Origin of the sequence: Bacillus cereus group sp. MYBK5-2 (genome assembly GCF_051915685.1) — a bacterium.
Classification (GTDB): Bacteria; Bacillota; Bacilli; order Bacillales; family Bacillaceae_G; genus Bacillus_A; species Bacillus_A cereus.
Window position 1 is genome coordinate 1,255,389 of sequence record NZ_JBQAFE010000001.1, and the last position, 26,051, is coordinate 1,281,439.

Sequence of the window (26,051 nt, forward strand, 5' to 3'; positions counted from 1 at the left end):
TTAGGAGTTTCACTTTATTAAAAAACGTCTCAAAGAACAATGTAGTTCTTTGAGACGTTTTCTTTAAACTCACATTTTCAAGATTAAATAACTGTATCAAAGCCATCTGATTTAGGTAGAGAAGCTGCTTTTTTCATAAGCACTTCCCATAAGTGTACAGATTTCTTCCATTCTTCTGCAGCCTGCCCATGTTTATACATAGCGTTCTCATAACTGGCAGTAAGTTGTTGCATATCGGCCGAGTTGTAAAGTGTATCGATATGGAGAGCGTATTCTCGGAATGTTTGACTTTCACTCCGTGGTATGCCAATTCTCGCAAATTGTTTTAAAAGTGCACCGTAAGCTTTTTGATAAACAGCATCATTTTTTCGGTATTTATAGAAATGAATAATAAGAAATGTCATCCATTTCATTCTAGTGGTGAAGAGAATGTATCCTATAATACTAATTAGTATCGTAGAGAGGAATACGTACCACCAAGAAAAACTAGTTTTAGAATTTGTGACCTTTTTAGTAGAAGCTTCTTCTGTATTTTCTATTAAACTTTTAAGTTTTGCTTCATTATTTCGTTGTTGTATTTGCTCGTTATTAGAATTATTTGCTTCGCTATTTTGTGAAATAGGAGCAGGCGTATTATTTATAAAATTATAGGGATTGGTAAATCCTTTTGTTGGTTCGAATGGAATCCATCCGTATCCTGGGAAATATACTTCGACCCAAGAGTGTGCGTTATCGTTCGTGATTGTATAAACATCCGCACCTTCTGCAGAGGCAAGCGTATTGTCAAGAGTTCCTTCTGTATAGCCTTTTACCCAGCGAGCAGGAATCCCGGCAGAACGAAGTAGTACAATCATAGACGTCGAAAAATTATTACAGTAGCCGCTTTTTGTATCGAAAAGGAATTGATCTACATAATCTTGGCTTTTGGCAGGGAATAAGACATTCGTTGATTCGTATGTAAAAGAGTTGTCTGTGAAGTAATTTTCAATAGCTAATACTTTATCATATCGGTTGTCTTTATCATTTGTAAGATTGACAGCCAAGTCTTTTACGCGCTGTGGTAATGACTCGGGAAGTTGTGTGTACTTTGTCATAAAATAAGGGTTTGTTTCTTGACCTTCATTTGTTTTTACAGCTTTCAAGTTTTCTATGGAAAACTCAGGGATCTCATATGTTACTTTATACGAATGTAAAGTAGTAGAAGAGTCTCCATTCATTGTATAAATTTTTTCTGAAAACGGGTCAACACTGTATGATACATCAGAAGAAGCCTCAACTGATACTAATCCTGCTGGATAGGTAAGGTGAGGGTAACTTTTTTGCATGGTAATTGTTGCCTCAGTCGTTTCCGTTTTTGTATTTTGTTCGTACCAGCTTACGACGTCGTTTTTATTTTTAAAAGAAATCTTTTTCGGATTTTCAGAAATTTCCCAGCCTTTTCCTGTATAGAAATCTTTTGTTTCTACTCTCCAATATTGTTTGTTTTGCGTTCGTGCTGTGAAAACAATTGTAGGATCCGCCTTAAAAGGACCACCTAATCGCGAGTCATCTAAACCATACCCAATTGTAGAAACTTTTTGTTCTTTACTTGCTTCAGATGTGTTGAATTTTAAAAAATCCATTGGGTTTGGCCATTGAGGGCCAAATTTTGGAGCAAAGTATGCGATGGTTGCTAATAATACAATAAATATTGTAAGTGGTCTAAGTAATTTTGAGATTTCCCTAGCATAATTTTGTAAGTGTTCACGCTCTTTTATTCGTTCTACTTGAAGAAGACTAAGCATAAAAAATCCGATGACAACAGTTCGAATAATAGCGTAGTTTGCATTGTATAAATGTAAGTTATGAAAAGTTGCGATATAAATAATAGTCAATACAAGAAATAGAAACCCACGTTTTTTATGAATAATCCAAAATGAAGTGAAAGAACTCAAAAACCAAAATGAGAGAAAAAATAAAACCGTCGGAAAAACTGGAGAAATATCTAGTAAATTCCCTTGGAAAAATAGGGAGGAATTTCGAGACATATCAGAAAAGAATGTTGTTAGCCAAGATGGATTTATAAAAGCATTTTTATAATATAGGGAATGAATGATAAATAGGACTGTGACAATTTTTATTGGAATCTGCCACCTCGTTTGAAAAAAAGAGAGAGCGAAGCAAATTCCTATAAATGTTACGAAAATATCTAATCTACCTACATTTGTAATACCTATAAGAGGTCTTAGCCATTCTAGTAAAAGAAGAAATACACATGCATGCATAAAGAATCTGTTCGTATCCCACTTGTATTTTGTTTGTAATGTTATCATTTGCTCACCTCAAAAAACACGTTTGTATACCGGTTTTCATAAACCGTGTTTACAAATATTTGTCGTTTTTTTAGAGTTTCTATTATACTGATTTCTCGGTGTGAAAGTTGATTCGCTTTTTCTTTCACGACAAAAACCATACATTTTCTATTTTTTATAGCAGCACAATCAGCCGCCTTTTGAATATCGGGAGAAAGATTACTGGTCACGAGTATAACCGTGACGGGCTCATAAATTTTTCTTAGTTCCATGTCTACACTCTGGGAGAGCGGGAATACACTGTCTGCTTGCACTTTTGCTAAATGACAAAGGATTTGTTGTAACTGCGTATCTCCATTGTCTAAAGGGAAAATAGTTTGTTCTTTTCCGATAGACACGAATGATGCTGGTGAATTTTGTTTCAAGACAGCCCTTACGATAGAGGCAGTAAATGTGACGACTGATTCGAATAGAGGAGACTCGGTTCTGTCTATGAATATCATGACATTATGGCTGCGCTGCTGTTCAAACTCTTTTGTCATAATATTGTTTGTTCGTGCAGTTGCTTTCCAATCAATCCATGAAAAGCGATCACCAGGTTTATAGTCTCTGACACCGACAGAGATTGTAGAGTCTTTTGCTGAATTTATATTTGCTGAAAGCGCTCCTTGTTCGAAATGATTTTCCAATTGTCGATATGCTATATCTACATACTGGGGATAGACTAAAAATGTATCTGGAACTGAAAAAGTTACTTCTTTCTCTATCATGCCGAATAAATCGCCGGTTTTGACACGAACGCTTGAAAAAGTGTGCTCGCCTCTAGGGATTGTGTCAATAACATATTGAAACGAAATATTTCGTTTCAATCCTGGGAAGAGTACTACCTTATTCATCTTTGTTTGTTTACAACTTATAAATTGTGGTGGCAGTTCATCTTCTATAACTAAATAAAGTAAGGGAAAAGGAAATTTTCTTTTTATTGTAATCGTGCTTACAAATTGTTCTCCTACTACATATCCATTCTGGTTTGTTATTCGCTTTACTTCAGCGTCCCGTAAAGCGTAGAAGGGGAGTAGTAGCGAATAAAGAGCAATGGGAATTATGCTGTAAAACAAAAACCAACTGACAAACCCGCCTTGAAACATAGCGTACATAAATGTTAAGACTAGGCATAAAGGGAGTAGCAATAACTTCATAACGTGATATAGCGCTCGCAGCATTCGTTTTATCAAGGGTTCATCGTCCTTTGAGTAGGCACGGTAGTTCGTGCAACGATTTTTTCGATAACTTGTTCTCCTGTTATTCCTTCAAATTTTGCTTCCATTTTTAGAATGAGTCTATGTGCTAAAACGTAAGGAGCTAAAATTTTAACATCGTCTGGAATAACATAATTCCTGCCATGGATAAATGCATAAGCTTGTGAAGCTTTCATTAAAGCAACCGAGCCACGTGGACTTGCACCTAACTGTATAGAACTGTACGTACGAGTCTGATTAACAAGCTTTACAATGTAATGCTTAATTGCTTTGTCCATACTTACTACCCGTACGCTTTGTTGTAAATAAATTAATTCTTCTATTGTAGTAATGGTCTGTAATTGAGAGAGTGGATTTGTTTTTTCCATCCGGTTTAAAATTTCAAATTCTTCCTCTGGTGTAGGATATCCCATTTTTAGTTTCAATAAGAAACGATCGAGCTGAGCTTCTGGTAGAGAATATGTTCCTTCATATTCGACCGGATTTTGTGTAGCCATGACAAAGAACGGTTTTGGTAAAGGTCTTGTAATGCCATCTATTGTAATATTGCCTTCTTCCATACATTCAAGTAAAGCAGATTGTGTCTTTGGAGATGTACGATTAATTTCATCAGCAAGTACAAAATTCCCCATAATTGGTCCAGGCTTGAACTCAAATTGGAGCTCTTTCGGATTATAAATAGAAACTCCTGTTACATCTGACGGCAATAAATCAGGTGTAAATTGAATTCGCTTATAATCAGCATCAATGGATTTAGAAAGAGCACGTACTAGCATTGTTTTCCCGACACCAGGAACATCTTCTAATAGCACATGACCTTCAGCTAAGAGAGCTGTCAAAGCTAAGATTGTTTCTTTTCGTTTTCCGACCATTATTTTTTCAATATTATTGATTATTTTTTCTACAGTGGGATGTAATGAATCAAGCTGGGGCATCGTAATCCTCCTAATGTTATTATCGTTTTCTAATCAATTTATTGGACATATTTCTAATTCTATATGTAGATAGTAAAAGGTCTACCTTAAATTCTGGGAATATTCAGATTATTTATTTCGATTACATCTAGTATAATTGTTTCCGTAACTAAGGGCAATACAGTAAATAATGATTTGTAGTTTTATGTAAAATCAGACTCAATATAAAATAATAACATTGGGAAAAAATTTCTTACATACAATTTATACTCTTTTCCTTATGGCAGTTTTGAAATAATATCAAAACTCTTTTTCTTTTGTAAAATAGTCGATACCTCAAAATACTATTCTCCTAATAATTACGATTAACCATAACCTTCACAACGGAACAAAAGGTTTTCTCACAAACTTATTTTCTACTGAATTTTTGACAATCTCTTGAACTGTGCGAAATGTCACATCTGCATTTTACAACCTCTCTTATAGTAAGGGTATGTAAGAGAGACGTATTAAAGGAGTGAACAGTATGAAGAAAAAACCTTCAGCACTAATGAGACGTTTAAAATATTTTTCACCAATAGATCGATATAACGATAATCATACACAAGAAACATATGAAGATCGCGAATGGGAAAATGTGTACAGAAAGAGATGGCAACATGATAAAGTAATTCGTTCTACACACGGCGTGAACTGTACTGGTTCATGTAGCTGGAATATATATGTGAAAGATGGAATTGTGACGTGGGAAGGGCAAGAGCTTAACTATCCAACGACAGGTCCTGATATGCCAGATTTTGAACCGCGAGGATGCCCACGTGGAGCAAGTTTTTCTTGGTACATTTATAGTCCACTTCGTGTGAAATATCCGTATGTACGTGGTGTTCTTTGGAGTATGTGGCAAGAGGAATTACAAAATAATGAGTCACCATTAGATGCTTGGAAAAGCATTGTGGAAAACCCTGAAAAAGCACGAAAGTATAAGCAGGCACGTGGTAAAGGGGGATTCATTCGTGTGAATTGGGATGAAGTGTTACAACTCGTTTCAGCTTCATTATTATACACAGTAATGAAATACGGTCCAGACCGAAATGTTGGTTTTTCACCAATTCCAGCTATGTCGATGTTAAGTCATGCTGCAGGCAGCCGCTTTATGCAACTTATGGGTGGGCCGATGCTTAGTTTCTATGATTGGTACGCAGATTTACCACCAGCTTCTCCGCAAATTTGGGGCGATCAAACAGACGTACCAGAAAGTAGTGACTGGTATAACTCTGGTTACATTATGACATGGGGTTCAAATGTACCGATGACGAGAACACCAGATGCTCACTTTTTAGCAGAGGTTCGATATAAAGGAACGAAAGTCGTTTCTGTCAGTCCTGACTTCGCTGAATCTACAAAGTTTGCGGATGATTGGATTAGTGTGAAACAAGGTACAGATGGTGCACTTGCGATGGCAATGGGGCATGTGATTTTACAAGAGTTTTACGTAGATAATCAAGTGGAATATTTCACAAAGTATGCGAAGCAATATACTGATTTTCCTTTCTTTGTCACATTGAAACAAAAAGGAGATCAATTCGTTGCTGATCGTTTCTTAAACGCTGCTGATATTGGACGCGAAACGAAGTTAGGAGAATGGAAACCTGTTCTTTGGAACGAGAACACGAATGATTTTGCAACACCTCATGGCACAATGGGCTCACGTTGGGATAACGAAAAGAAATGGAACTTGCGTTTAGAAGATGAAGAAACAGGTGAAAAGATTGATCCACGTCTTTCTTTACTTGGAATGGAAGAATCGATTGGAACTGTACAAATTCCGTACTTCTCTGATGATGGAAACAAAGTATTAGAACGTACAATTCCAGTGAAAAAGGTTATGACAGAAGAAGGCGAAGTGTTCGTTACAACTGTATACGACTTAACGTTAGCAAATTACGGTGTGAACCGAGGGCTTGGCGGACAAGAGCCGAAAGACTTCAATGATGATGTTCCGTTTACACCTGCATGGCAAGAGAAAATGACAGGAGTAAAACGTGAGCTTATTATTCAAATCGCTCGTGAGTTCGCACAAAATGCTGTTGATACGAACGGTCGCTCAATGATTATTGTCGGAGCTGGTATTAACCATTGGTTTAACTCTGATACGATTTATCGCGCCGTTTTAAATCTTGTACTTGTCGTTGGGGCACAAGGTGTAAACGGCGGTGGCTGGGCGCATTACGTTGGGCAAGAAAAATTACGACCAGCAGAAGGATGGCAAACAATCGCGATGGCAAAAGATTGGCAAGGGCCACCAAAATTACAAAATGGTACATCTTTCTTCTATTTCGTAACAGATCAATGGCGCTATGAAGATACACCAGTTGGACATTTAGCATCACCAGTGGAAGGAAACTCTCGTTATCAACATCACGGTGATTACAATGTATTAGCAGCACGACTCGGCTGGTTACCTTCTTATCCTACATTTGAGAAAAATGGAATTGAACTATATAAAGAAGCTGTTGCTGCTGGGGCAACAACGCAAGAAGAAATCGGAAAATACGTTGCACAAAAATTAAAAGAAAAAGAACTGAAATTTGCGATTGAAGATCCTGATAATAAAAACAACTTCCCGCGCAACTTATTCGTTTGGCGTGCGAATTTAATTTCAAGTTCTGGTAAAGGGCATGAATATTTCTTAAAACATTTATTAGGTACAACAAACGGATTAATGAATGACGATAGTGATTCATTACGACCAGAAGAAATTAAGTGGCATGAAGAAGCGCCAGAAGGGAAGCTTGATTTACTCATTAATTTAGATTTCCGTATGGCTGGAACAGCACTGTATTCTGATATCGTCTTACCAGCTTCAACTTGGTATGAAAAACACGATTTAAGTAGTACAGATATGCATCCATTTGTGCATCCATTTAATCCAGCAATCGGTTCACCGTGGGAAGCACGTTCTGACTGGGATATTTTCACTTCACTTTCTAAAGCTGTGTCAGATTTAGCGAAGAAAATTGATCTTGAACCAATGAAAGAAGTTGTTGCAACACCACTTCTTCACGATACACCGCAAGAATTAGCGCAACCACTTGGTAAGATTAAAGATTGGAGCAAAGGTGAGTGTGAACCGATTCCAGGTAAAACGATGCCGCAAATTCATGTTATCGAAAGAGATTATAAAACGATTTATGACAAAATGACTGCGCTTGGACCGAATGCCGGAAAACAACCGATTGGTACGAAAGGGATCTCTTGGTCTGCGGAAAAAGAATATGAGCAATTAAAGAGCAAATTAGGAGTTGTTCGAACGGATTCTATCGCGAAAGGTTGCCCAGACATAAAAGAAGCAATCAATGCTGCTGAAGCGGTATTAACGCTTTCTTCTACAACAAACGGTCATATGGCTGTAAAAGCATGGGAAGCACTTGAAAAACAAACGGATTTAAAACTACGTGATTTAGCAGAAGAACGTGAAGAAGAATGCTTCACCTTTGAACAAATTACAGCACAACCGAAAACAGTAATCACTTCTCCGGCCTTTACAGGTTCAGAAAAAGGTGGACGCCGTTACTCACCATTTACAACAAATGTGGAACGTCTTATCCCTTGGAGAACGATAACTGGTCGACAATCTTTCTATTTAGATCATGACATGATGAAAGAATTTGGTGAAACGATGGCAACATTTAAACCAATTCTTCAACATAAACCGTTCCGTAAATCACGGCCCGAAGTAGAAGGGAAAGAGATTACACTAAACTATTTAACACCGCATAATAAGTGGTCGATTCATAGTATGTACTTCGATTCATTACCGATGTTAACGCTATTTAGAGGTGGTCCAACTGTTTGGATGAATAAAGAGGACGCTGCTGAAGCCGGTGTTGCAGATAATGATTGGATTGAGTGCTTTAATCGTAACGGTGTTGTTGTAGCACGTGCTGTTGTAACGCATCGTATACCGAGAGGAATGGCATTTATGCACCATGCGCAAGATCGTCATATTAACGTACCTGGTACGAAATTAACAAGTAACCGGGGGGGAACGCATAATAGTCCAACTCGAATTCACGTTAAACCAACACATATGATTGGTGGATACGGTCAATTAAGTTATGGATTTAACTATTATGGTCCGACTGGGAACCAGCGCGATTTAAACGTTGTAATTCGCAAACTGAAGGAGGTAGATTGGCTTGAAGATTAAAGCACAAGTCGGAATGGTAATGAACCTAGATAAATGCATCGGTTGCCATACTTGTAGCGTAACGTGCAAAAACACCTGGACAAATCGTCCAGGTGCTGAATATATGTATTTCAATAACGTAGAAACGAAACCTGGCATTGGTTATCCGAAGCAATGGGAAGATCAGGAGAAATATAAAGGCGGCTGGGAATTGAAAAATGGTGAAATTCAGCTGAAATCTGGTTCGAAAATGAAACGTCTTATGAACATTTTCCACAATCCAGATCAACCAACAATTGATGATTACTTTGAACCTTGGAATTATGATTATGAAACATTAACAAATAGCCCACAGCGTAAGCATCAACCAGTTGCTCGTCCGAAATCAGCAATTACAGGCGAATTTATCGACAAAATTGAATGGGGTCCAAACTGGGAGGACGATTTAGCAGGCGGACATATAACAGGATTGCAAGATCCGAACGTAAAGAAAATGGAAGAAGAAATTAAAACTGATTTTGAAAACGTCTTTATGATGTATTTACCACGCATATGCGAACATTGTATGAATCCATCGTGCGTATCATCTTGTCCATCTGGTGCAATGTATAAACGTGAAGAAGACGGGATTGTACTTGTGGATCAAAATGCATGTCGTGCTTGGAGATTCTGCGTATCATCTTGCCCATATAAAAAAGTGTATTTTAACTGGCAAACGAATAAAGCTGAAAAATGTACAATGTGCTTCCCACGTATTGAAGCTGGTATGCCAACAATTTGTTCAGAAACATGTGTAGGACGTATCAGGTATATTGGGGTAATGCTATATGACGCTGATAAAGTAAAAGAAGCAGCTTCTGTTGAAGACGAAAAAGATTTATATGAATCTCAGCTTACTGTTTTCCTAGATCCAAATGATCCAGAAGTGGCAGCTGAAGCGAAAAAACAAGGCATTCCTGAAGAATGGATTAAAGCGGCACAACAGTCACCAATCTATAAAATGATTATCGATTGGAAAATTGCTCTGCCTCTTCATCCAGAGTATCGTACAATGCCGATGGTTTGGTATATTCCGCCGCTTAGCCCAATTATGAATATGGTGGAAGGGAAAGGCAGTAACTGGCAAGCAGAAGAGATTTTCCCTGCTATCGATAATATGCGTATTCCAATTCAATATTTAGCGAATTTACTCACTGCAGGAGATGAATCACACATTCGTCTTACATTAAAGAAAATGGCTGTTATGCGAACGCATATGAGAGCGCTGCAAATTAATAAAGAGCCAAATGAAGCTGTATTAAAAGAACTTGGTTTAACAAAACAGGATGTAGAAGATATGTATCGTCTTCTTGCTATTGCGAAATATAAAGATCGCTTCGTCATTCCGGGCACTCACCGTGAACAAGTGGCAGATTTATATAGCGAACAAGGAAGCTGTGATTTATCATTCGCAGGTGGTCCAGGCTCTTGTATGACAATTTCTTAAATAAAGGGGGCAGAAAAATATGAAACAAATTTTACAAGCTGCTTTTTCTTGTTCTTCTTTTCTTCTCTCCTATCCTGAACTAGGGTGGAGGGAAGCTGTAACTGAATTACTAGAAGAGATTGAAGCGATTGAACAGGACGATGTTAAAGCTTCACTTGCAACATTTATAAAACAAGCGCTAAATAAAACGAATGATCAACTCATTGATAGTTACGTATATACATTCGATTTTGGTAAGAAAACAAATATGTATCTTACTTATATGAACACTGGTGAACAAAGAGAAAGAGGTATTGAATTACTGGAGTTAAAACAGCATTATAAAAAATCTGGTTTTGAAGTAACAGATAAAGAACTACCTGATTATTTACCGCTATTGCTTGAGTTTTTTGCAAATGCAAATGAGATAGACATTGAACCAATTATGAGTAAATACAAGGAGAACATCCAAGCATTACACGTTCAGTTAAAAGAAGCAGGTAGTATGTATGAACCAATTCTTGCGGCTGTTCTACTCGCTATCGATACATGGGGTGTACAGACAAATTAGAAAGGAGAGTTGTTAAAATGATGGATCAATTTCTATGGGTATTGTTTCCCTATATCATTTTTGCAATCTTTATCGGTGGACATATTTTTAGATACAACTATGATCAATTTGGATGGACATCAAAATCTAGCGAACTATTAGAAAAGAAAATGCTCCGAATCGGAAGTCTATTATTCCACTTTGGGATTATGTTCGTAATTGGCGGTCATGTTATGGGGATATTAATTCCAGAAGCTGTATACCGTTCGATAGGTATTTCTGAGCATACGTATCACATAATGGCAATTAGTTTCGGGCTTCCGGCAGGTGTTGCTTCTATCATCGGTTTAATTATATTAACGTACCGCCGCTTAACTGTAAAACGTATCATTGCAACGAGTACAAAGGGAGATTATATTGCGCTTATTTTATTACTTATCGTAATGCTAGCAGGACTTTCTTCAACATTTTTAAATATCGATTCAAAAGGATTTGATTATCGTACAACAATTGGCCCTTGGTTCCGAAGTCTCTTTATTTTCCAACCGAAAGTTGAATATATGATGGAAGTACCAGTATGGTTTAAAATTCATATTCTTGCAGGGATGGGTTTATTCGCAGTATGGCCATTTACAAGACTAGTACATGTATTTAGTGCCCCAATTAAATATGTAAGCCGTAGTTATGTAATTTACAGAAGACGTATTCCTAATGAGTTGAAAAAATAATACTGCTGTAAACGGATAGGAGCTAATGGTTAAAACGAAACGAGGTCTAATATGGAAGGCCTCGTTTTTGTTTACATAGGGAATAACCGTTAATAAATGGCTTAAATTGAAAAAAGATTAGCATCTAAATAAGATGCTAATCAATGCTACAAACAGAAGCAGAGCAATCTTCACAAGCAATTTCACATTTTAAAAATTGTAAATCGTGGATTGTAATCTTTCCTTTATGAATTGAAATTGTACCTTGCTTTTTTAATTCATTTAACATTCGATTTACACTTTCACGTGAAGTTGCACAGAAATTAGCAAGTTCTTGATTTGTTAATGGTAAATCGATGAGAATCCCATTTTCTTTTAATATACCGTAACTATTTGTCATTCGTATAAGGGTAGAATACAGGGCACCTTTTTTGCCGTGTAATACTAAATCTCGGAACTTCGTTTGCATTCTTCTTAAATGTTCACTAATCCATTTCATAAATTCAAATACGAGTGCAGGTTTTTGGAGTAATGCTTTTTCTAATGCTTCACGCTTTATAACGCCTACTTCCACATCCTCAAGACATTTTGAATTTAATAAGTATTTCGCATTGTCCGTGAACAATGTTAATTCTCCAATAATGTCATATTCTGAACAAATTCGAAGTGTTAATTCTTGTCCGTCAGCACTTAGTTTACTAATTTGTACTTTTCCTGAGTGGATGATATAGAGCTCTGTTGCCTCCATACCTTCTTGAAAAATAAAACTACCTTTTTTTATCTGCATTTTATATTCAACAGATGCAAGTAATTCTTTTAAATCTTGAGATAATGTCATACTGTTTGCCACAGTGATCACCTTTCTTCTTATAAGCAATACATTTCCTATTTTGAGTGTAAATATGATGAAAATGCAAGAGCTATTTTAAAAATAAATTGAAATTTCAATGACCGTAAGGGGAAGAGATTTTCAGTTTTTAGTTTGAAAAATTCAATAGACAAAGTAGATGAGATTAAAGATGTGAACAAAATTCGAACGGATTTGTGAAAAAATTTTGAATGGGGAAAGTAATGTGAGAAAAGTCACATTGAATATGTAGCTTCTTTTTTATAATAAAGGCAAATAAAAAAATGAAAGCTTACTAAGGATTGCAGCAGAAAAGAAGGGATATAGATGCACGAGAACATGAAAGATTCTTTAAAGCGGCCACTTCAAGATTTACGCATTTCAGTTATTGATCGTTGTAATTTTAGGTGCACATATTGTATGCCTGCTGAAGTGTTCGGACCTGATTATGCTTTTTTACAGGAAGAGTGTTTATTAACATTTGATGAAATAGAAAGGTTAGCGAGATTATTTATAAGTATGGGAGTTAATAAAATTAGGCTTACTGGCGGTGAACCTTTATTGCGTAAAGACTTACCGAAGTTAATTGGAAGACTTGCAAAGCTAGAAGGCTTAAAAGATATTGGGCTCACAACAAACGGAATTCATTTAGCAAAACAAGCTAAGGTGCTAAAAGGCGCAGGATTAAAGCGAGTAAATATTAGTTTAGATGCAATAGAGGATCATGTCTTCCAAAAAATTAATGGAAGAAATGTAAGCACAAAACCTGTATTGAAAGGAATTGAAGCAGCGAAGGCTGCTGGATTAGAAGTAAAGGTAAATATGGTCGTAAAAAAAGAAATGAATGATAGTCAAATTCTTCATATGGCTCGTTATTTTAAAGAACAAGAAATACAGTTACGTTTCATTGAGTTTATGGATGTAGGCAGTACGAACGGATGGAACTTTGAACAAGTCATTACGAAGGAACAATTAATAGAGAAAATTAATCGTGTATATCCAATTGAGCCCGTTAAACCTCGTTACTTTGGAGAAGTTGCGAAATTGTATCGATATGTAGGGAGTAATGCAGAAGTTGGATTTATTACTTCAGTCTCTGATTCATTCTGTTCTTCTTGTACGAGAGCCCGTATTTCGGCAGACGGCAAGTTTTATACGTGCTTATTTGGAGAAAAAGGAACGGATTTACGGTCGCTTCTTCGAGAAAATATTTCTGACGCCTCACTACTAAAAATTTTACAACATACATGGCGATATAGAATAGATCGATATTCAGATGAAAGAACGGTGGAAAGTACAAATAAACGTCAAAAAGTTGAAATGTCGTACATTGGCGGATAGTGAAAGGAGGATTCCTTATGCAAGAGCGATATTCAAGGCAAGTGTTGTTTTCTAGAATTGGTAAAATGGGACAAAGGAAAATAAGAAAGAAACATGTGCTCCTAATCGGTGCGGGTGCACTAGGAGCTGCGAATGCGGAAGCACTCGTTAGGATGGGAATTGGGAAATTGACAATTGCTGATCGTGACTATGTTGAATGGAGTAATTTACAGCGGCAACAGTTATATACAGAAGAAGATGCACAGCAGTGTAAACCAAAAGCAATTGCAGCGGCACAACATGTAAGAAAGATTAATTCTGATGTGGAAATTGTACCAGTTGTAACGGACGTCACAATGCAAGAAATGGAAGAGTTAACGAAAGAAGTGGATCTCATATTGGATGCGACTGACAACTTTGATACGCGTCTACTTATAAATGACATTTCACAAAAAGAAAATATACCTTGGATATATGGTGGATGCATTGGAAGTTACGGTGTAACGTACACAATTCTTCCAGGAAAAACACCATGTTTTCGCTGCTTAATGGATCATCCTATGGGCGGTGCAACATGTGATACAGCGGGAATTATTCAGCCAACTGTACAAATGGTCGTTGCTCACCAAGTGACAGAAGCAATGAAAATATTGGTGGATGATTTCGAGGCGCTAAGAGGAACAATGTTATCATTTGATATTTGGAACAATCAATTTCTCTCATTAAAAGTAAATAAACAGAAAAAAAGTACATGTCCATCTTGCGGAAATACACGTACGTATCCAAGTTTAACATTTGAAGCGCAGATGAAAACGGAAGTATTATGCGGACGGAATACAGTCCAAATCCGTCCAGGAATAAAGAGAGTTCTAAATTTAAACGAAATCAAAAAAGGATTACAAAAAATTGTACATGTCCAAAAAACGCCGTACTTACTAGCATTTCTAATTGATGAATATCGTTTCGTTTTATTTACAGACGGTAGGGCATTTATTCATGGGACAAATGATGTGAAAATAGCAAAACGATTGTACGCAAAATATATAGGCTGAATAGAAAGTGAGTTTCACTTTCCAAAAACGAGGTGAAAAAGAATGGTATTAAAACGTATACCAATTCCAGTAGCAGAAGCAGTTGCTCGTGTAATGAAATATGCCTACCAAGGTGAAATGGAAAAGGTTTCTCTTATAGAAAGCTACGGTAGAACACTTGGAGAAGATGTTATTGCAGATCATGATGTTCCGCATTTTGATCGCTCTCCGTACGACGGGTTTGCGATTCGAGCGGAAGATACGAAAGAAGCGAGTAATAGTAACCCCATTCAGTTTGAAGTGATTGGTGAAATTGGAGCAGGATTTGTTTTTACAGAAGAAGTGAAAGCATTTCAAGCTGTCCGTATTATGACAGGAGCCGCAATTCCGAGAGGGTGTAATGCGGTTGTTATGTTAGAACTAACGGCAGGATTTGAAAAAAACGAAAAGACTTATATGACATTAAAACGATCTTTCTCTTCTGGTGATAACATTTCTTTTAAAGGTGAAGATGTAAAACAAAATAGCATTCTTGTGAAAAAAGGGACTGTTATTAATCCTGGAGTAGCAGCGCTTCTTGCTACGTTTGGTTATAGTTTCGTACATGTTATAAAACAACCAGTGATTGGAATTGTAACGACGGGTAGCGAACTGCTTGAAGTACATGAAAAATTAAAGCCAGGGAAGATTCGAAATAGTAACTCCTATATGGTAGCTGTTCAAATTGAACGAGCAGGGGGGATTGTACAGTATTATGGGCAATTCGCTGACGATTTTGAGACGTGTTATAACACTGTAAAAAAGGCGATAAAAGAAGTAGATATATTAATTACAACTGGTGGTGTTTCAGTAGGAGACTATGACTATTTACCTGCCATCTATGAGAGATTACGAGCTAATGTACTTTTTGACAAAATAGCGATGCGACCAGGAAGTGTGACAACTGTAGCTGAGGTAGAAGGAAAATTACTATTTGGTCTATCTGGTAATCCTTCTGCTTGTTATGTCGGTTGTGAATTATATGTTAGACCAGTGATTGGAAAATACTTGCATAGGGAAGATTCGCACATATATCGTGCAGAGGCAATTTTACAAAAAGACTTTCCGAAAGCAAACCCATTTACTCGTTTTGTAAGAGGGCGAGTAGAAATTATAGATGGTCAATTACAAGTTACACCAGTTGGTTTAGATAAATCTAGCGCAATTTCTTCACTTGCAGAAGCGAATGCATTTATCGTTTTACCAGGGGGAACGAGAGGATTTGAAGCTGGAATTACTGTTTCGGTACTGTTATTAGAATCAAACAACGGAAGTGAGTGGCCGTGGGAAGAACCGCTTCGATCATACAAGTAATAGAAAAAGGGATTGCTAACTTATATAAGGATCAGAGGTGCAAGATGACATATACGTATTATGAAGTAATTGATACACCTATTTCAATTGAGGAAGTTACAAACAAAGTAATTCGTCGTGAGTGTGGCGCAGTTACTACTTTCGTTGGTACTGTTAGAGAATTTACAAAAGGGCGTCGTACACTTTGTTTAGAGTATGTAGCTTATAAGACAATGGCGGAGAAACAGCTTGAGAGAATTAGCATTGAAGTAGGAGAGAAGTGGCCGGGGACATATGTCGCTATTACACATCGCATTGGTACATTACAAATTTCTGATCTTGCTGTCGTTGTCGCTGTGTCTACACCACATCGGAAAGCGGCCTATGAGGCGAATGAATATATTATGGAGCGTATAAAACAAATTGTTCCTATTTGGAAAAAAGAGTTTTGGGAAGATGGAGAGTCGTGGATAGGTGATCAGTTAGAGAAAACAGCATATGGTAATGGCGAGCCTGGAAAGGAGATGAGAATATGATTGAAGTACTATTATTTGCACATTTGCAAGAAGGAGCAAGTAAGCCGGCTTTGTATATAGACTATGAAAATATTATGGTTGCGGAATTAAAGGAAGTCCTCACTAAGAAATACAACATAGCAATTTCAAACGAGATTATGGTCGCGATAAATGAAGAATACGCAAATGAGGATGACATCATCCAAATTGGTGATGTCGTAGCAATGATTCCGCCAGTAAGTGGTGGTTGATTCTTTTCAGCCTAATGATGTTAGGACGTGATTGGGCTGGAGAGAATGAATTTAACTATGCATACATAGGAGGGAACAGGATGAAAAGTCCTAATTTTCAATTAAGTTTACAAACTTCTAATCTAATTATCGGTTTTATGGTATGGGTCATTTTATCATCATTAATGCCTTATATTAAAGCGGATATTCCATTAACTGCGGGACAAATTTCTATGGTCACAGCAGTACCTGTTATTTTAGGCTCTATTCTTCGTATTCCAATTGGTTATTGGACGAATCGTTTCGGAGCAAGAAAATTATTCTTTATTAGTTTTATTCTATTATTATTTCCTGTTTTTTATATTAGTGTTGCCAATTCTATGATGGATTTAATTATTGGTGGATTATTTGTAGGAATCGGTGGTGCTGTATTCTCTGTAGGAGTAACTTCTTTACCAAAATACTTTCCGAAAGAGAGTCACGGTTTTGTAAATGGTATTTACGGTGTCGGTAACGCCGGAACAGCAATTACTTCGTTTTTAGCACCTGTCATTGCAACTTCAGTTGGCTGGAGAACGACAGTACAATGTTATTTAGTTTTACTTGCAGCGTTTGCACTTATGAACTTTTTATTAGGTGATCGTAAAGAGAAAAAAGTGAATACACCACTAATGGAACAAATAAAAGGTGTATATAAAAATGAGAAACTTTGGTTTTTATGTATCTTTTACTTTTTAACATTCGGATCATTTGTCGCATTTACAGTATACTTACCAAACTTTCTAGTATCTCACTTCGGATTAGAGAAAGTAGATGCAGGTATGCGGACAGCCGGATTCATCGTACTCGCAACAATTATGCGCCCGATTGGTGGTTGGCTCGGTGATAAGTTTAATCCATTTAAAATATTAATCTTCGTATTTATCGGTTTAACACTTTCAGGTATTATTTTATCGTTTATGCCAAGTATGAACGTGTATACATTTGGTTGCTTACTAGTCGCATTTTGTGCAGGGATTGGTAATGGTACAATCTTCAAACTCGTTCCAATGTATTTCTCAGAACAAGCTGGTATTGTAAATGGTCTCGTATCAGCTTTAGGTGGACTAGGAGGATTCTTCCCACCGCTAATTTTAACATTACTATTCCAATTAACAGGTCATTATGCAATTGGATTTATGGCGCTATCAGAAGTCGCACTTGCTTGTTTAATCATTACAGTATGGATGTATAGCCAGGAGAAACTCTTAGTGATGTTAAAGAATCATTAATAAGGAAAAAGAACCGTCCCAAAGTATATTGGGATGGTTCTTTTAGTAATAGGCTTCAACATGTTTTTATTGCTATCTCAACAAACGCTCGTTTTCTAAAAGAATGTGCTTTTAAAATGAAAAACAGAAGGTTTATGGAATTTTATTTTAAAATATAGAAGTCAAAAGTTATTCAATTAAAGGGTAGATTAGTGAAGGAAATCTTAAATATATTCTAAAGATCGAACTCATTTTTAGAATGCAAATATTTAATTGAATCGGGATGTTTAGATGAAAAAAATATAAGTCCACTCAAGATAAACAAGTATCAGGTGTGTTAGGTAGTTTAAGCGACAAGTATGGGATTGATGTAAGTATTCTTCGCATAGTAACTGCAGTATCAGATTTTTTTAGGGCCAAATTTTTTGGTAAGGCTAACGGATATTGTGAAAAAGTACTACACTAAAGAATACAGTTTAGTTCGATAAGATAAAATTATGAATTTGTATAAATAATCCATAATTTTCTTTATGAGTTATATTTGATATGTTAAAGAAAAGAGAGGGGAGGGAAATGAAATAAGAATTTTTGATGAGTATTTTCATATTATCGATTTCAGTTTTCTGATTATTGAGAACTAAGGGTGTTTTCCGATGAATGAAATGTGTCCACATTTAGTAAAGCGTTTAATCCAACTAAAATATATTTAGAATGAGGTTTTACATGTTTGTATTTATTATATTAGACGTAATATTACCGATATTAATATTGATGCTAATTGGTGCAATCTTACAAAGAAAGTTCCAATTTAACTTAAAGCAGCTATCTACACTTATTACTTATTGCTTAATGCCAGCGGCTGTATTTGTGAATATATATGATATTCGTATAGAAACAGGTTTTTTGCTCCAGATAATATACTATTTAATGCTTTATAGTCTGAGTCTGATCATAGTAAGTCATTTCATTTCAAAAATATTAAAGTTAGAAAAAGGAGAAAGTGCAGCTCTAAAAAATAGCATTTCGTTAATGAATTCCGGTAATTATGGGTTACCAGTAAGTCAATTGATTTTCAGTCACAATCCAGTGGGGGTTTCCATTCAAATTTTTATTGTTATTTTCCAGAATCTTTTAACTTATTCATATGGGATATATAACTTACTATCAGCAACAAAAACAATCGGAGGTATTATTCAATCATTTCTAAGACTGCCTGTATTTCATGCGCTCGTATTAGGGGTTCTCTTTCAATCTTTTAAAATTCAAATACCTAATTCTATCTTGCTACCTCTTAATCAGCTTGCGAATGGTTTTGTTGCAATAGCACTCATATTGCTAGGGGCACAATTATCTAACATTAAACTTAATTTTTTCCATCGAGTCATAACATGGGCTTTAATTGGAAGGTTACTGATGGGACCATTATTAGCACTTGCCGTAATATACATACTAAACATCGATGGTATTGTTGCACAATCATTATTTATTGCAAGTTCTTTTCCTACTTCAAGGAATACATCAACCATTGCTATGGAATATCAAATAGAGCCTGAATTACATGCACAAATCGTTTTATTTTCAACACTTTTCAGTATTATTACAGTAACTGTTGTTATTTATTTGTCATATATTTTGTTTTGAATATACGTGCAAAAACGAATAGATTTGAGGCGGTAAATGATGGACGGAAACCCCATCGATATGAGAAGAAAACAGTCTATGATATATGGGGGGGCGTTTACAATTGTACCGTGTCTGATAATCAAGTGGTTTAATTCAAAAAAAGGAAACTCGTTGCGGGTGATTTCGTATGAAAATCTTTAAAGTATCTACATATAGACTTGCGAAAAAAGACACAATTTCGCTTATAATTGACGTTACATAAGCTTAGTTTGATAGCGGTGGGGTGGGAGTGTCAAGTAAGAATTTTTTCTTTATTGATTTTATGCGGTTTTTCCGCAAAATTGTAACTAAGGGGGATTCCAAGTTGAGTAAACAGAATATCAGCACAACAGTTTCAGGAGATATAATTGTTACCCATCTAGTTGGCAATATAAAAACAGATGATGTGTATGAATGGTTTAATGGTTTTGAGCAGGTTTGTCAGCAATTCATTTCTGAAGGGCGGAAATACAAATTGTTGGTGGATAGAAAAGGATACACGCCAAATCATTTTTCTGTTCAAAAAGTATGGAAAGAGAAGTTCTTCAATGAAATCATTTTGAATAACAGTAAGGCAATTGCATTTCTCCTTGAAGAGGGGGAGATAATGGATTATTTACAACAATCTAACACGAAAGAATCTGTGAGATTTTTTGATGATTATGAACAAGCGCTAATTTGGTTGAATGAATATCCAATATAAAACCTGTATTGAAGCAGTTGCTCTCAAGCAACTGCTTTTTTGTCCGTAATTGTTGCCGTTATTTTTCTTCACAGATTCTTGTCCAATTGTTTGTCTGATCCTAAAAAACGAAACTAAAGCAAAAAGAACAAACGCCTCTAAAAAACGTTTGTTCACAGTTAATTCCTATTTTAGCTAAGTGATAGATTCCATTTTATGAGTACGAGAAATTCTTTTTATAAGTTTAGGAAGGACAGAAGTTAATTCCTGTTTCATACGCTTCGTAAACGATGGGTCCTTACCTGAAGTCGAAATAGTGACAACATATTCATCATTTCGAATGACACCAGGTGTGTGAAACGATGATGCTGTACCATCACTTACAACGTTAACCCACTGGAAATCATGAGCGGCCTGTTTGACCATCATATTTACAGCATGTTGATTTGTAGCTGCATAAATTAGATGAGCATCTTTAATATCATCATTACTAAAAGTTTTTTGCTTCCAAGTAATATAAGAAAGTTCCTTCATTTCCTCGCAAATTTCTGGGCTGACAACAGTGACGAAAGCGCCTGTATCTTTTAATCCAGACGCTTTTCGATATGCAATTTTACCTCCACCAATGATAATGACAACTTTATTTTGTAGATTAAACATAAGAGGGTACATGTTATACATATATGCATTCCTCCATTCGTTCTAATAATGTTAGTTTCATATATGTATCAAACTGAAGACAGTTACAGGGCGTAACATGATTATATTTTTTTGTATGCAATTTAATTTTTTGAAGTAATAATCCGGTAAAGAGAAGGTACGGCATGACATATACATGGGACGCAGTCGATGTTATAGCCTTGAGCTCAGCAGCAAAAGAGGGAGTTCCTTTCGTTAAAAAGGAACAGGATACTGGCATACCAAGTTTTCGTTCGACAGCTGCTCCGATTTGTTGTAATTCATGTATCGGTTGTGGATCACTACTGCCTCGCCCTACGAGTAAAATACTACTATTTTGCATTGGCATAGCTTCACGTATTCTTTTCACTACAAGTTCCACCATATGTGGATGTGTACTAAAAGGAGGTACAACTGAAAATGTTATTTGTGGATATTTCTTTTGTAGTTGTTCTATTTCAAAAGGAATATCACGTTTATAGTGAGCTGCTGCAAATAATAAAACAGGTACAATCATTATTTCAGTTACTCCCTCTATTATCGTTTCTGTAACTGCATCCGAAATAGTAGGTGTCGTTAGTTCTAGAAAAGCTATTTTTTGAATTCTTTCGTTTCGCTCTTTCATAACAGATTGAATAAATTGAATGAATTGTTCATTACCTTCTTGTAGCCGGCTCCCATGTCCAACATATACAATTCCTTTCATTGTCTCACCATGTCTTTCTTCATAAGAGTTTCTTGTAATTGATGATCTACGTTATGAAACCCAACTTTATTTGCATAGTGTAAAGTTGGAACGTCGGTATACGAGAATGGGAGAGTAAGAATATTGATAAAGCCAAGGCGTTTTATTTCTGCTAGAAACGTATCAATAGAAGCACGACCTTCAAATACAATGCTATCCCATGAGAATTCAGAAAGCATACGGGAATGAATTTCATCGAAGCGATGATCAATTGTGTACTCATGAGTCATCATATAGGAACCAGCACCAATTTTTTCTTGAATAACAGCAATTCGGTTAATGTTTCGTCCTAAATAAATCGTTGAATTCGAAGAAAATTGCGCAGGTTTACTGAACAATCCATATTGCATGAGCTTTTCTTGAATAGAAAGGTTCATATACTGAAGTTCTGCCTGTAAGGAACGAATATCTTTATGATATTTACTGCATGATTGCATTAAGATGTCTACACTGTCAGCGGAACAAAATACAAGACGATCAACGTTAAAAATCTTATTGATTTGTTCAGAGGTTAATGTGTATTCTTTCTTTTTGAAAGTTGGAATTTGATATATTTCTGCACCGGACTCTTGTAACTTTTGCTTTATTGCGCTTTTTTTATTTGTTGCAGCTGCAAATAAAACTTTCTTGCCGTGCAATGGTTTACGTTCTTTCCAAGAGATTTGATTCCGCAAAGTAACAACATCACCAACAATTGTCATAGAAGGATTAGAAATATTTTCGTTTTTGACAATAGAAACAATGGTAGACAGTGTCCCTGTGACAACGCGCTGTTTACCAGTTGTACCCCATTCAATGACTGCTACTGGCGTATCTTCTTTTTTTCCTGCTTGTAGTAAGTTTTTACAAATTATAGGTAAGTTTTTTATACCCATGTAGTAGGCAATCGTGTCGCTATTGTGAGATGAATTATATTTTCCATGATCGGTTAAGGGACCTTTTGCATGTCCGGTTAATAAAGTGACACTATTACTGTAGTCACGGTGAGTGAGGGGAATACCTGCATAGCTACTAGCGGCGATGCTAGATGTAATGCCTGGTACAATTTCATATGGAATATTTGCTGCTGCTAAAGTTTCTGCTTCTTCACCAACACGGCCAAAAATAGATGGATCTCCGCCTTTTAATCGGACAACAATTTTGCCCTCTTTCGCAAATTGAAGAAGGTGTGTGTTAATTATTTCTTGACGCATAATATGATTCTTTGGCATTTTTCCGCAATACATAAGTTCACATGTTTGTTTTGTATAGCTAAGAAAGAAAGGGTTTAGTAAACGGTCATATAAAACAATATCTGCACGTTTTAAACACTCTATCGCTTTTTTTGTAATAAGCCCTTCATCACCTGGTCCTGCACCAACTAAATATACATATCCGTTCATAATTGCACCTCATCAATTTTTATTTAAAAGGAAGCCAGAGGAGGCTTCCTTTCGAAAATTACATGTATAAATAAATGTCACCGTCAATAACTTCTACTTCGTATGTTTGAATACAGCCGTCATCAGGTTTTTGAACTTCACCTGTTAGTAGTGAGATTTTCCAATCATGCAGTGGACAAAAGACGAATTCTCCAGACACAATCCCTTCTGCTAACGGTCCGTTTTTATGAGGACAACGATTTTCTACAGCTCGAATATCGCCATTTGAAAGGCGGAATAGGGCGATAGACATACCTTTCATTTGCACTTCTTTACCGATTTGAATAGCAAGATCTTCCGCACGCATAACTTTTATTTTTTCTTTCGTTTGTATCATTTAGATCACAGCTCCTTATTTCACAGTTTCTACTTCATACATCGCTTTTAATGATTTCGTTTCTAGTGCTTGTCCCCATGCTTCCGTATATGTTCTACGAGCTGTTTGGAAACGTTCATTTAACGTAGTAACCATACTTGCATCTTGTAGTATTTCTTTTATATGATCGAAGCCTAAACGTTCTGTCCAGTAGGCGGTACGCTCTCCGTAAATACCAGTTTCACGATAATATTGCATGTAAGCTGCAGCGATGCGAAGGACATCATCTTCAGTAGGGACAATCATTACAAAATCAGCTTCACGTACTTCTGTACCACCATTTCCGCCAATATAAAGTTGATATCCATTTTCGACACAAACAACGCCAAAATCTTTCGTCAGTACTTCCGCACAGTTACGCGGACAACCGGTTACACCCATTTTCATTTTATGAGGTGTATCTACCATTTCTAATGATTGTTCAAGCAACATACCAAGTCCTAATGAATCTTTCGTACCGAAACGGCAAAAACGAGAGCCAACACATGATTTTACATTACGAAGAGACTTTGAATACGCATATCCAGAAGTCATATTTAAGTCAGCCCATACGTTAGGTAAATCTTGTTTCTTGACACCGTATAAGCCAATTCGGCTTGCACCGGTAATTTTCACAAGTGGAACATCATACTTCTTCGCAACTTCAGCAATTTTCATTAAATCATCAGCTGTTGTAACGCCTCCGTACATACGTGGAATAACAGAGAATGTACCATCGTGCTGGATGTTACCATTCATTCTTTCATTAACGAAACGGGACGATTTATCATCTTCATATTCTTCTGGAATCGCCATACGTAAATAGTAGTTTAAAGCAGGGCGGCATTTCGAACAGCCGTCTTCATGTGCAAAACCAAGAACATTTCGTACTTCTTTTGGAGATTTTAAGCCTTTCTCGTGAATGGCCGCTACGACTTCATCACGGGATAAAGGTGTACATCCACACATACCGGCAGATTGCGCTGAGGCATCAAAAGCATCTCCAAGTGTATGAGATAAAACTTGTTCCACAAGTGGACGACATTTACCACAAGAACCTGCGGCTTTCGTACAGCTTTTAACTTCTTCAAAAGTCGTTAACTCTTGTTCTAAAATGGCGTGAACGATTGTACCTTTCGTAACACCATTACATCCGCAAATCGTGTCATCCGCACTCATAGTAGCAACGTCAAGTTCACATTCTTCACCAGCTTTGTGAAGAAGAGAAGCGGCTGTATATTCTTGTATATCTTCTTCTTTCTTTAACATGCTAAAGAGGCGTGTACCGTCAGCTGTATCACCGTATAAAACGATACCGACGACTTTATTATCACGAATTAATACTTTTTTATAGGAACGTTTACATTCATTAAAGATGGATATTGCTTTCGTTTGATCATCTTCATAAATTTGGCCAGCAGAGAATAAATCACAACCAGCAACTTTTAATTGTGTACCGACGATACTGCCCGAATATCCATCAGTTTGTAAATTTGTTATATGTTTTGCTAATATCGCACCTTGTTCATAAAGAGGAGCAACAAGTCCATATGCGATACCGTCATGCTCTGCACATTCTCCAACTGCATAAATGGACTCATCATTTGTTAGCATATAGTCATTGACTACAATACCGCGATTTACAATTAGACCAGCATCTTTTGCTATTTGCGTATTTGGGCGTATTCCGACAGCCATTACGATTAAATCACAATCTACAACTTCACCGTCTTGAAATTGAATGCCCTCAACATGGTCTGTACCAAGAATTTTTACAGTTTTCTTTTCCATTAGAAATTTCATGCCTTGTGCTTCTAAATCTTCACGCAGAAGAGCAGCTGCTTTCGTATCTAGTTGTTGCTCCATTAAGCTAGGCATTAAATGAACAACATGTACGTCCATTCCTAAATCAATTAGACCTCGTGCTGCTTCTAAACCGAGTAACCCGCCACCAATAACAACGGCCTTTTTCTTTTCTTTAGCGGTATCTATCATAAATTGTGTATCTTCAATAGTTCGAAATCCTGTTACACCAGAAAGTGCGGAACCTTCAACAGGTAAAATAAAAGCACTAGAACCTGTTGCGATAATGAGCTTGTCGTATGTAAGAGTACGCTTCTTTTCTGTAATAATAATTTTTTCTTCTCGGTTAATACTTTGAACTCTTTCATTCGTATACAAAGTTATTTCGTTTTCTTCATACCAACTGTATTCATTCATAATGATATCTTGCATATTTGTTTTGCCTTGTAAAACATGAGAGAGCATAATACGGTTGTAGTTTGGATGCGGTTCATCTCCAAAAATAGTAATCTCATATGAATCACTATCATGTTTTAAGATTTCTTCCATACAGCGAATGCCAGCCATACCATTTCCGATCATAACTAAACGTTTTTTCATTTTCGTTTCCCCTTTTTATGTGAAATGTTGAACAAAGGATTATATTTTTATTATAGAAAATCAAATAAGGGGGAGATGTGATATTTATCACATTTTTATAATGATTCACAAATTGTTAAAATTCGGATTTATTCGAGAGGGATGTGTATAGTCTTTACCAAATGAAAGAGCAGGACATAAGTATGTATACTCATGTCCTGCTCTT

At 36.4% G+C, this 26,051-nt stretch carries 22 protein-coding genes; 13 read left to right on the forward strand and 9 right to left on the reverse strand.

Annotated elements, in window-relative coordinates:
- Positions 1 to 83: 83 nt before the first annotated feature.
- From ACTFP3_RS06740 to ACTFP3_RS06750, 3 genes are read right to left on the reverse strand one after another with little or no spacing between them, the layout of a single operon-like run.
- Entirely contained in the window at positions 84 to 2,312 is a 2,229-nt protein-coding gene (locus ACTFP3_RS06740; RefSeq protein ID WP_000631797.1) for a transglutaminase TgpA family protein, read from the reverse strand.
- Complete coding sequence (locus ACTFP3_RS06745) at positions 2,309 to 3,523, reverse strand: DUF58 domain-containing protein (RefSeq protein ID WP_440009996.1); 1,215 nt, start codon at positions 3,521 to 3,523, stop codon at positions 2,309 to 2,311. Before ACTFP3_RS06745 ends, ACTFP3_RS06740 begins: the two co-directional genes overlap by 4 nt.
- Complete coding sequence (locus ACTFP3_RS06750) at positions 3,523 to 4,485, reverse strand: AAA family ATPase (protein WP_440009743.1); 963 nt, start codon at positions 4,483 to 4,485, stop codon at positions 3,523 to 3,525. The genes ACTFP3_RS06745 and ACTFP3_RS06750 overlap by 1 nt, the downstream gene beginning before the upstream one ends.
- Before the next feature lie 505 nt (positions 4,486 to 4,990).
- Here ACTFP3_RS06750 and ACTFP3_RS06755 point away from each other — a divergent pair.
- From ACTFP3_RS06755 to narI, 4 genes are read left to right on the forward strand one after another with little or no spacing between them, the layout of a single operon-like run.
- Entirely contained in the window at positions 4,991 to 8,674 is a 3,684-nt protein-coding gene (locus tag ACTFP3_RS06755; RefSeq protein WP_440009746.1) for a nitrate reductase subunit alpha, read from the forward strand.
- A complete protein-coding gene (gene narH, locus ACTFP3_RS06760) occupies positions 8,664 to 10,139 on the forward strand; it encodes a nitrate reductase subunit beta (protein WP_440009748.1) in 1,476 nt (491 codons plus the stop codon). Before ACTFP3_RS06755 ends, narH begins: the two co-directional genes overlap by 11 nt.
- 19 nt (positions 10,140 to 10,158) lie before the next feature.
- Positions 10,159 to 10,689, forward strand: a complete 531-nt coding sequence (narJ, locus tag ACTFP3_RS06765) for a nitrate reductase molybdenum cofactor assembly chaperone (RefSeq protein ID WP_134266048.1) — start codon at positions 10,159 to 10,161, stop codon at positions 10,687 to 10,689.
- Between the two features lie 17 nt (positions 10,690 to 10,706).
- Complete coding sequence (narI, locus tag ACTFP3_RS06770; RefSeq protein ID WP_134266047.1) at positions 10,707 to 11,396, forward strand: respiratory nitrate reductase subunit gamma; 690 nt, start codon at positions 10,707 to 10,709, stop codon at positions 11,394 to 11,396.
- Positions 11,397 to 11,532: 136 nt separating this feature from the next.
- Here the strand turns inward: narI and ACTFP3_RS06775 are convergent, their stop codons facing one another.
- Complete coding sequence (locus ACTFP3_RS06775) at positions 11,533 to 12,225, reverse strand: Crp/Fnr family transcriptional regulator (RefSeq protein WP_000013865.1); 693 nt, start codon at positions 12,223 to 12,225, stop codon at positions 11,533 to 11,535.
- Between the two features lie 324 nt (positions 12,226 to 12,549).
- Here ACTFP3_RS06775 and moaA point away from each other — a divergent pair, with 324 nt between their 5' ends.
- The 9 genes from moaA (at position 12,550) to ACTFP3_RS06820 (ending at position 20,265) form a co-directional block, all read left to right on the forward strand.
- Positions 12,550 to 13,563, forward strand: a complete 1,014-nt coding sequence (gene moaA, locus ACTFP3_RS06780; RefSeq protein WP_440009752.1) for a GTP 3',8-cyclase MoaA — start codon at positions 12,550 to 12,552, stop codon at positions 13,561 to 13,563.
- Between the two features lie 17 nt (positions 13,564 to 13,580).
- A complete protein-coding gene (locus ACTFP3_RS06785) occupies positions 13,581 to 14,594 on the forward strand; it encodes a molybdopterin-synthase adenylyltransferase MoeB (protein WP_326036058.1) in 1,014 nt (337 codons plus the stop codon).
- A gap of 42 nt (positions 14,595 to 14,636) precedes the next feature.
- The gene (locus tag ACTFP3_RS06790; RefSeq protein ID WP_061113426.1) at positions 14,637 to 15,926 is read left to right on the forward strand and encodes a molybdopterin molybdotransferase MoeA; all 1,290 of its coding nucleotides are present in this window, start codon (positions 14,637 to 14,639) and stop codon (positions 15,924 to 15,926) included.
- Between the two features lie 44 nt (positions 15,927 to 15,970).
- Positions 15,971 to 16,441, forward strand: a complete 471-nt coding sequence (locus tag ACTFP3_RS06795) for a molybdenum cofactor biosynthesis protein MoaE (protein WP_440009755.1) — start codon at positions 15,971 to 15,973, stop codon at positions 16,439 to 16,441.
- Entirely contained in the window at positions 16,438 to 16,671 is a 234-nt protein-coding gene (moaD, locus tag ACTFP3_RS06800; RefSeq protein ID WP_006922454.1) for a molybdopterin converting factor subunit 1, read from the forward strand. Before ACTFP3_RS06795 ends, moaD begins: the two co-directional genes overlap by 4 nt.
- An 80-nt stretch (positions 16,672 to 16,751) precedes the next feature.
- Positions 16,752 to 17,921: a nitrate transporter NarK gene (narK, locus tag ACTFP3_RS06805; RefSeq protein WP_000841841.1), complete on the forward strand. Its 1,170-nt coding sequence runs from the start codon at positions 16,752 to 16,754 to the stop codon at positions 17,919 to 17,921.
- Positions 17,922 to 18,234: 313 nt separating this feature from the next.
- Positions 18,235 to 18,366 (forward strand): hypothetical protein, encoded by a 132-nt coding sequence (locus ACTFP3_RS06810; RefSeq protein WP_076876574.1) that lies wholly within the window; start codon positions 18,235 to 18,237, stop codon positions 18,364 to 18,366.
- 257 nt (positions 18,367 to 18,623) lie between these two features.
- Positions 18,624 to 19,541 carry an AEC family transporter gene (locus tag ACTFP3_RS06815; RefSeq protein WP_000497493.1) on the forward strand — a complete coding sequence of 306 codons (918 nt, stop codon included), beginning with the start codon at positions 18,624 to 18,626 and terminating at the stop codon, positions 19,539 to 19,541.
- Between the two features lie 304 nt (positions 19,542 to 19,845).
- Positions 19,846 to 20,265, forward strand: coding sequence for an STAS/SEC14 domain-containing protein (locus tag ACTFP3_RS06820; RefSeq protein WP_073339619.1), 420 nt, complete (start codon positions 19,846 to 19,848; stop codon positions 20,263 to 20,265).
- A gap of 174 nt (positions 20,266 to 20,439) precedes the next feature.
- Here ACTFP3_RS06820 and ACTFP3_RS06825 read toward each other — a convergent pair whose 3' ends face one another.
- From ACTFP3_RS06825 to nirB, 5 genes are read right to left on the reverse strand one after another with little or no spacing between them, the layout of a single operon-like run.
- A complete protein-coding gene (locus ACTFP3_RS06825) occupies positions 20,440 to 20,925 on the reverse strand; it encodes a precorrin-2 dehydrogenase (RefSeq protein WP_000282586.1) in 486 nt (161 codons plus the stop codon).
- Positions 20,918 to 21,628, reverse strand: a complete 711-nt coding sequence (locus tag ACTFP3_RS06830; RefSeq protein ID WP_326036060.1) for a sirohydrochlorin chelatase — start codon at positions 21,626 to 21,628, stop codon at positions 20,918 to 20,920. Before ACTFP3_RS06830 ends, ACTFP3_RS06825 begins: the two co-directional genes overlap by 8 nt.
- Complete coding sequence (locus ACTFP3_RS06835) at positions 21,625 to 23,049, reverse strand: uroporphyrin-III C-methyltransferase (RefSeq protein ID WP_440009760.1); 1,425 nt, start codon at positions 23,047 to 23,049, stop codon at positions 21,625 to 21,627. The genes ACTFP3_RS06830 and ACTFP3_RS06835 overlap by 4 nt, the downstream gene beginning before the upstream one ends.
- A gap of 58 nt (positions 23,050 to 23,107) precedes the next feature.
- Positions 23,108 to 23,425 (reverse strand): nitrite reductase small subunit NirD, encoded by a 318-nt coding sequence (gene nirD, locus ACTFP3_RS06840; RefSeq protein WP_000616677.1) that lies wholly within the window; start codon positions 23,423 to 23,425, stop codon positions 23,108 to 23,110.
- Between the two features lie 15 nt (positions 23,426 to 23,440).
- Positions 23,441 to 25,846, reverse strand: coding sequence for an NADPH-nitrite reductase large subunit (gene nirB, locus ACTFP3_RS06845; RefSeq protein ID WP_440009763.1), 2,406 nt, complete (start codon positions 25,844 to 25,846; stop codon positions 23,441 to 23,443).
- Positions 25,847 to 26,051: the final 205 nt, after the last annotated feature.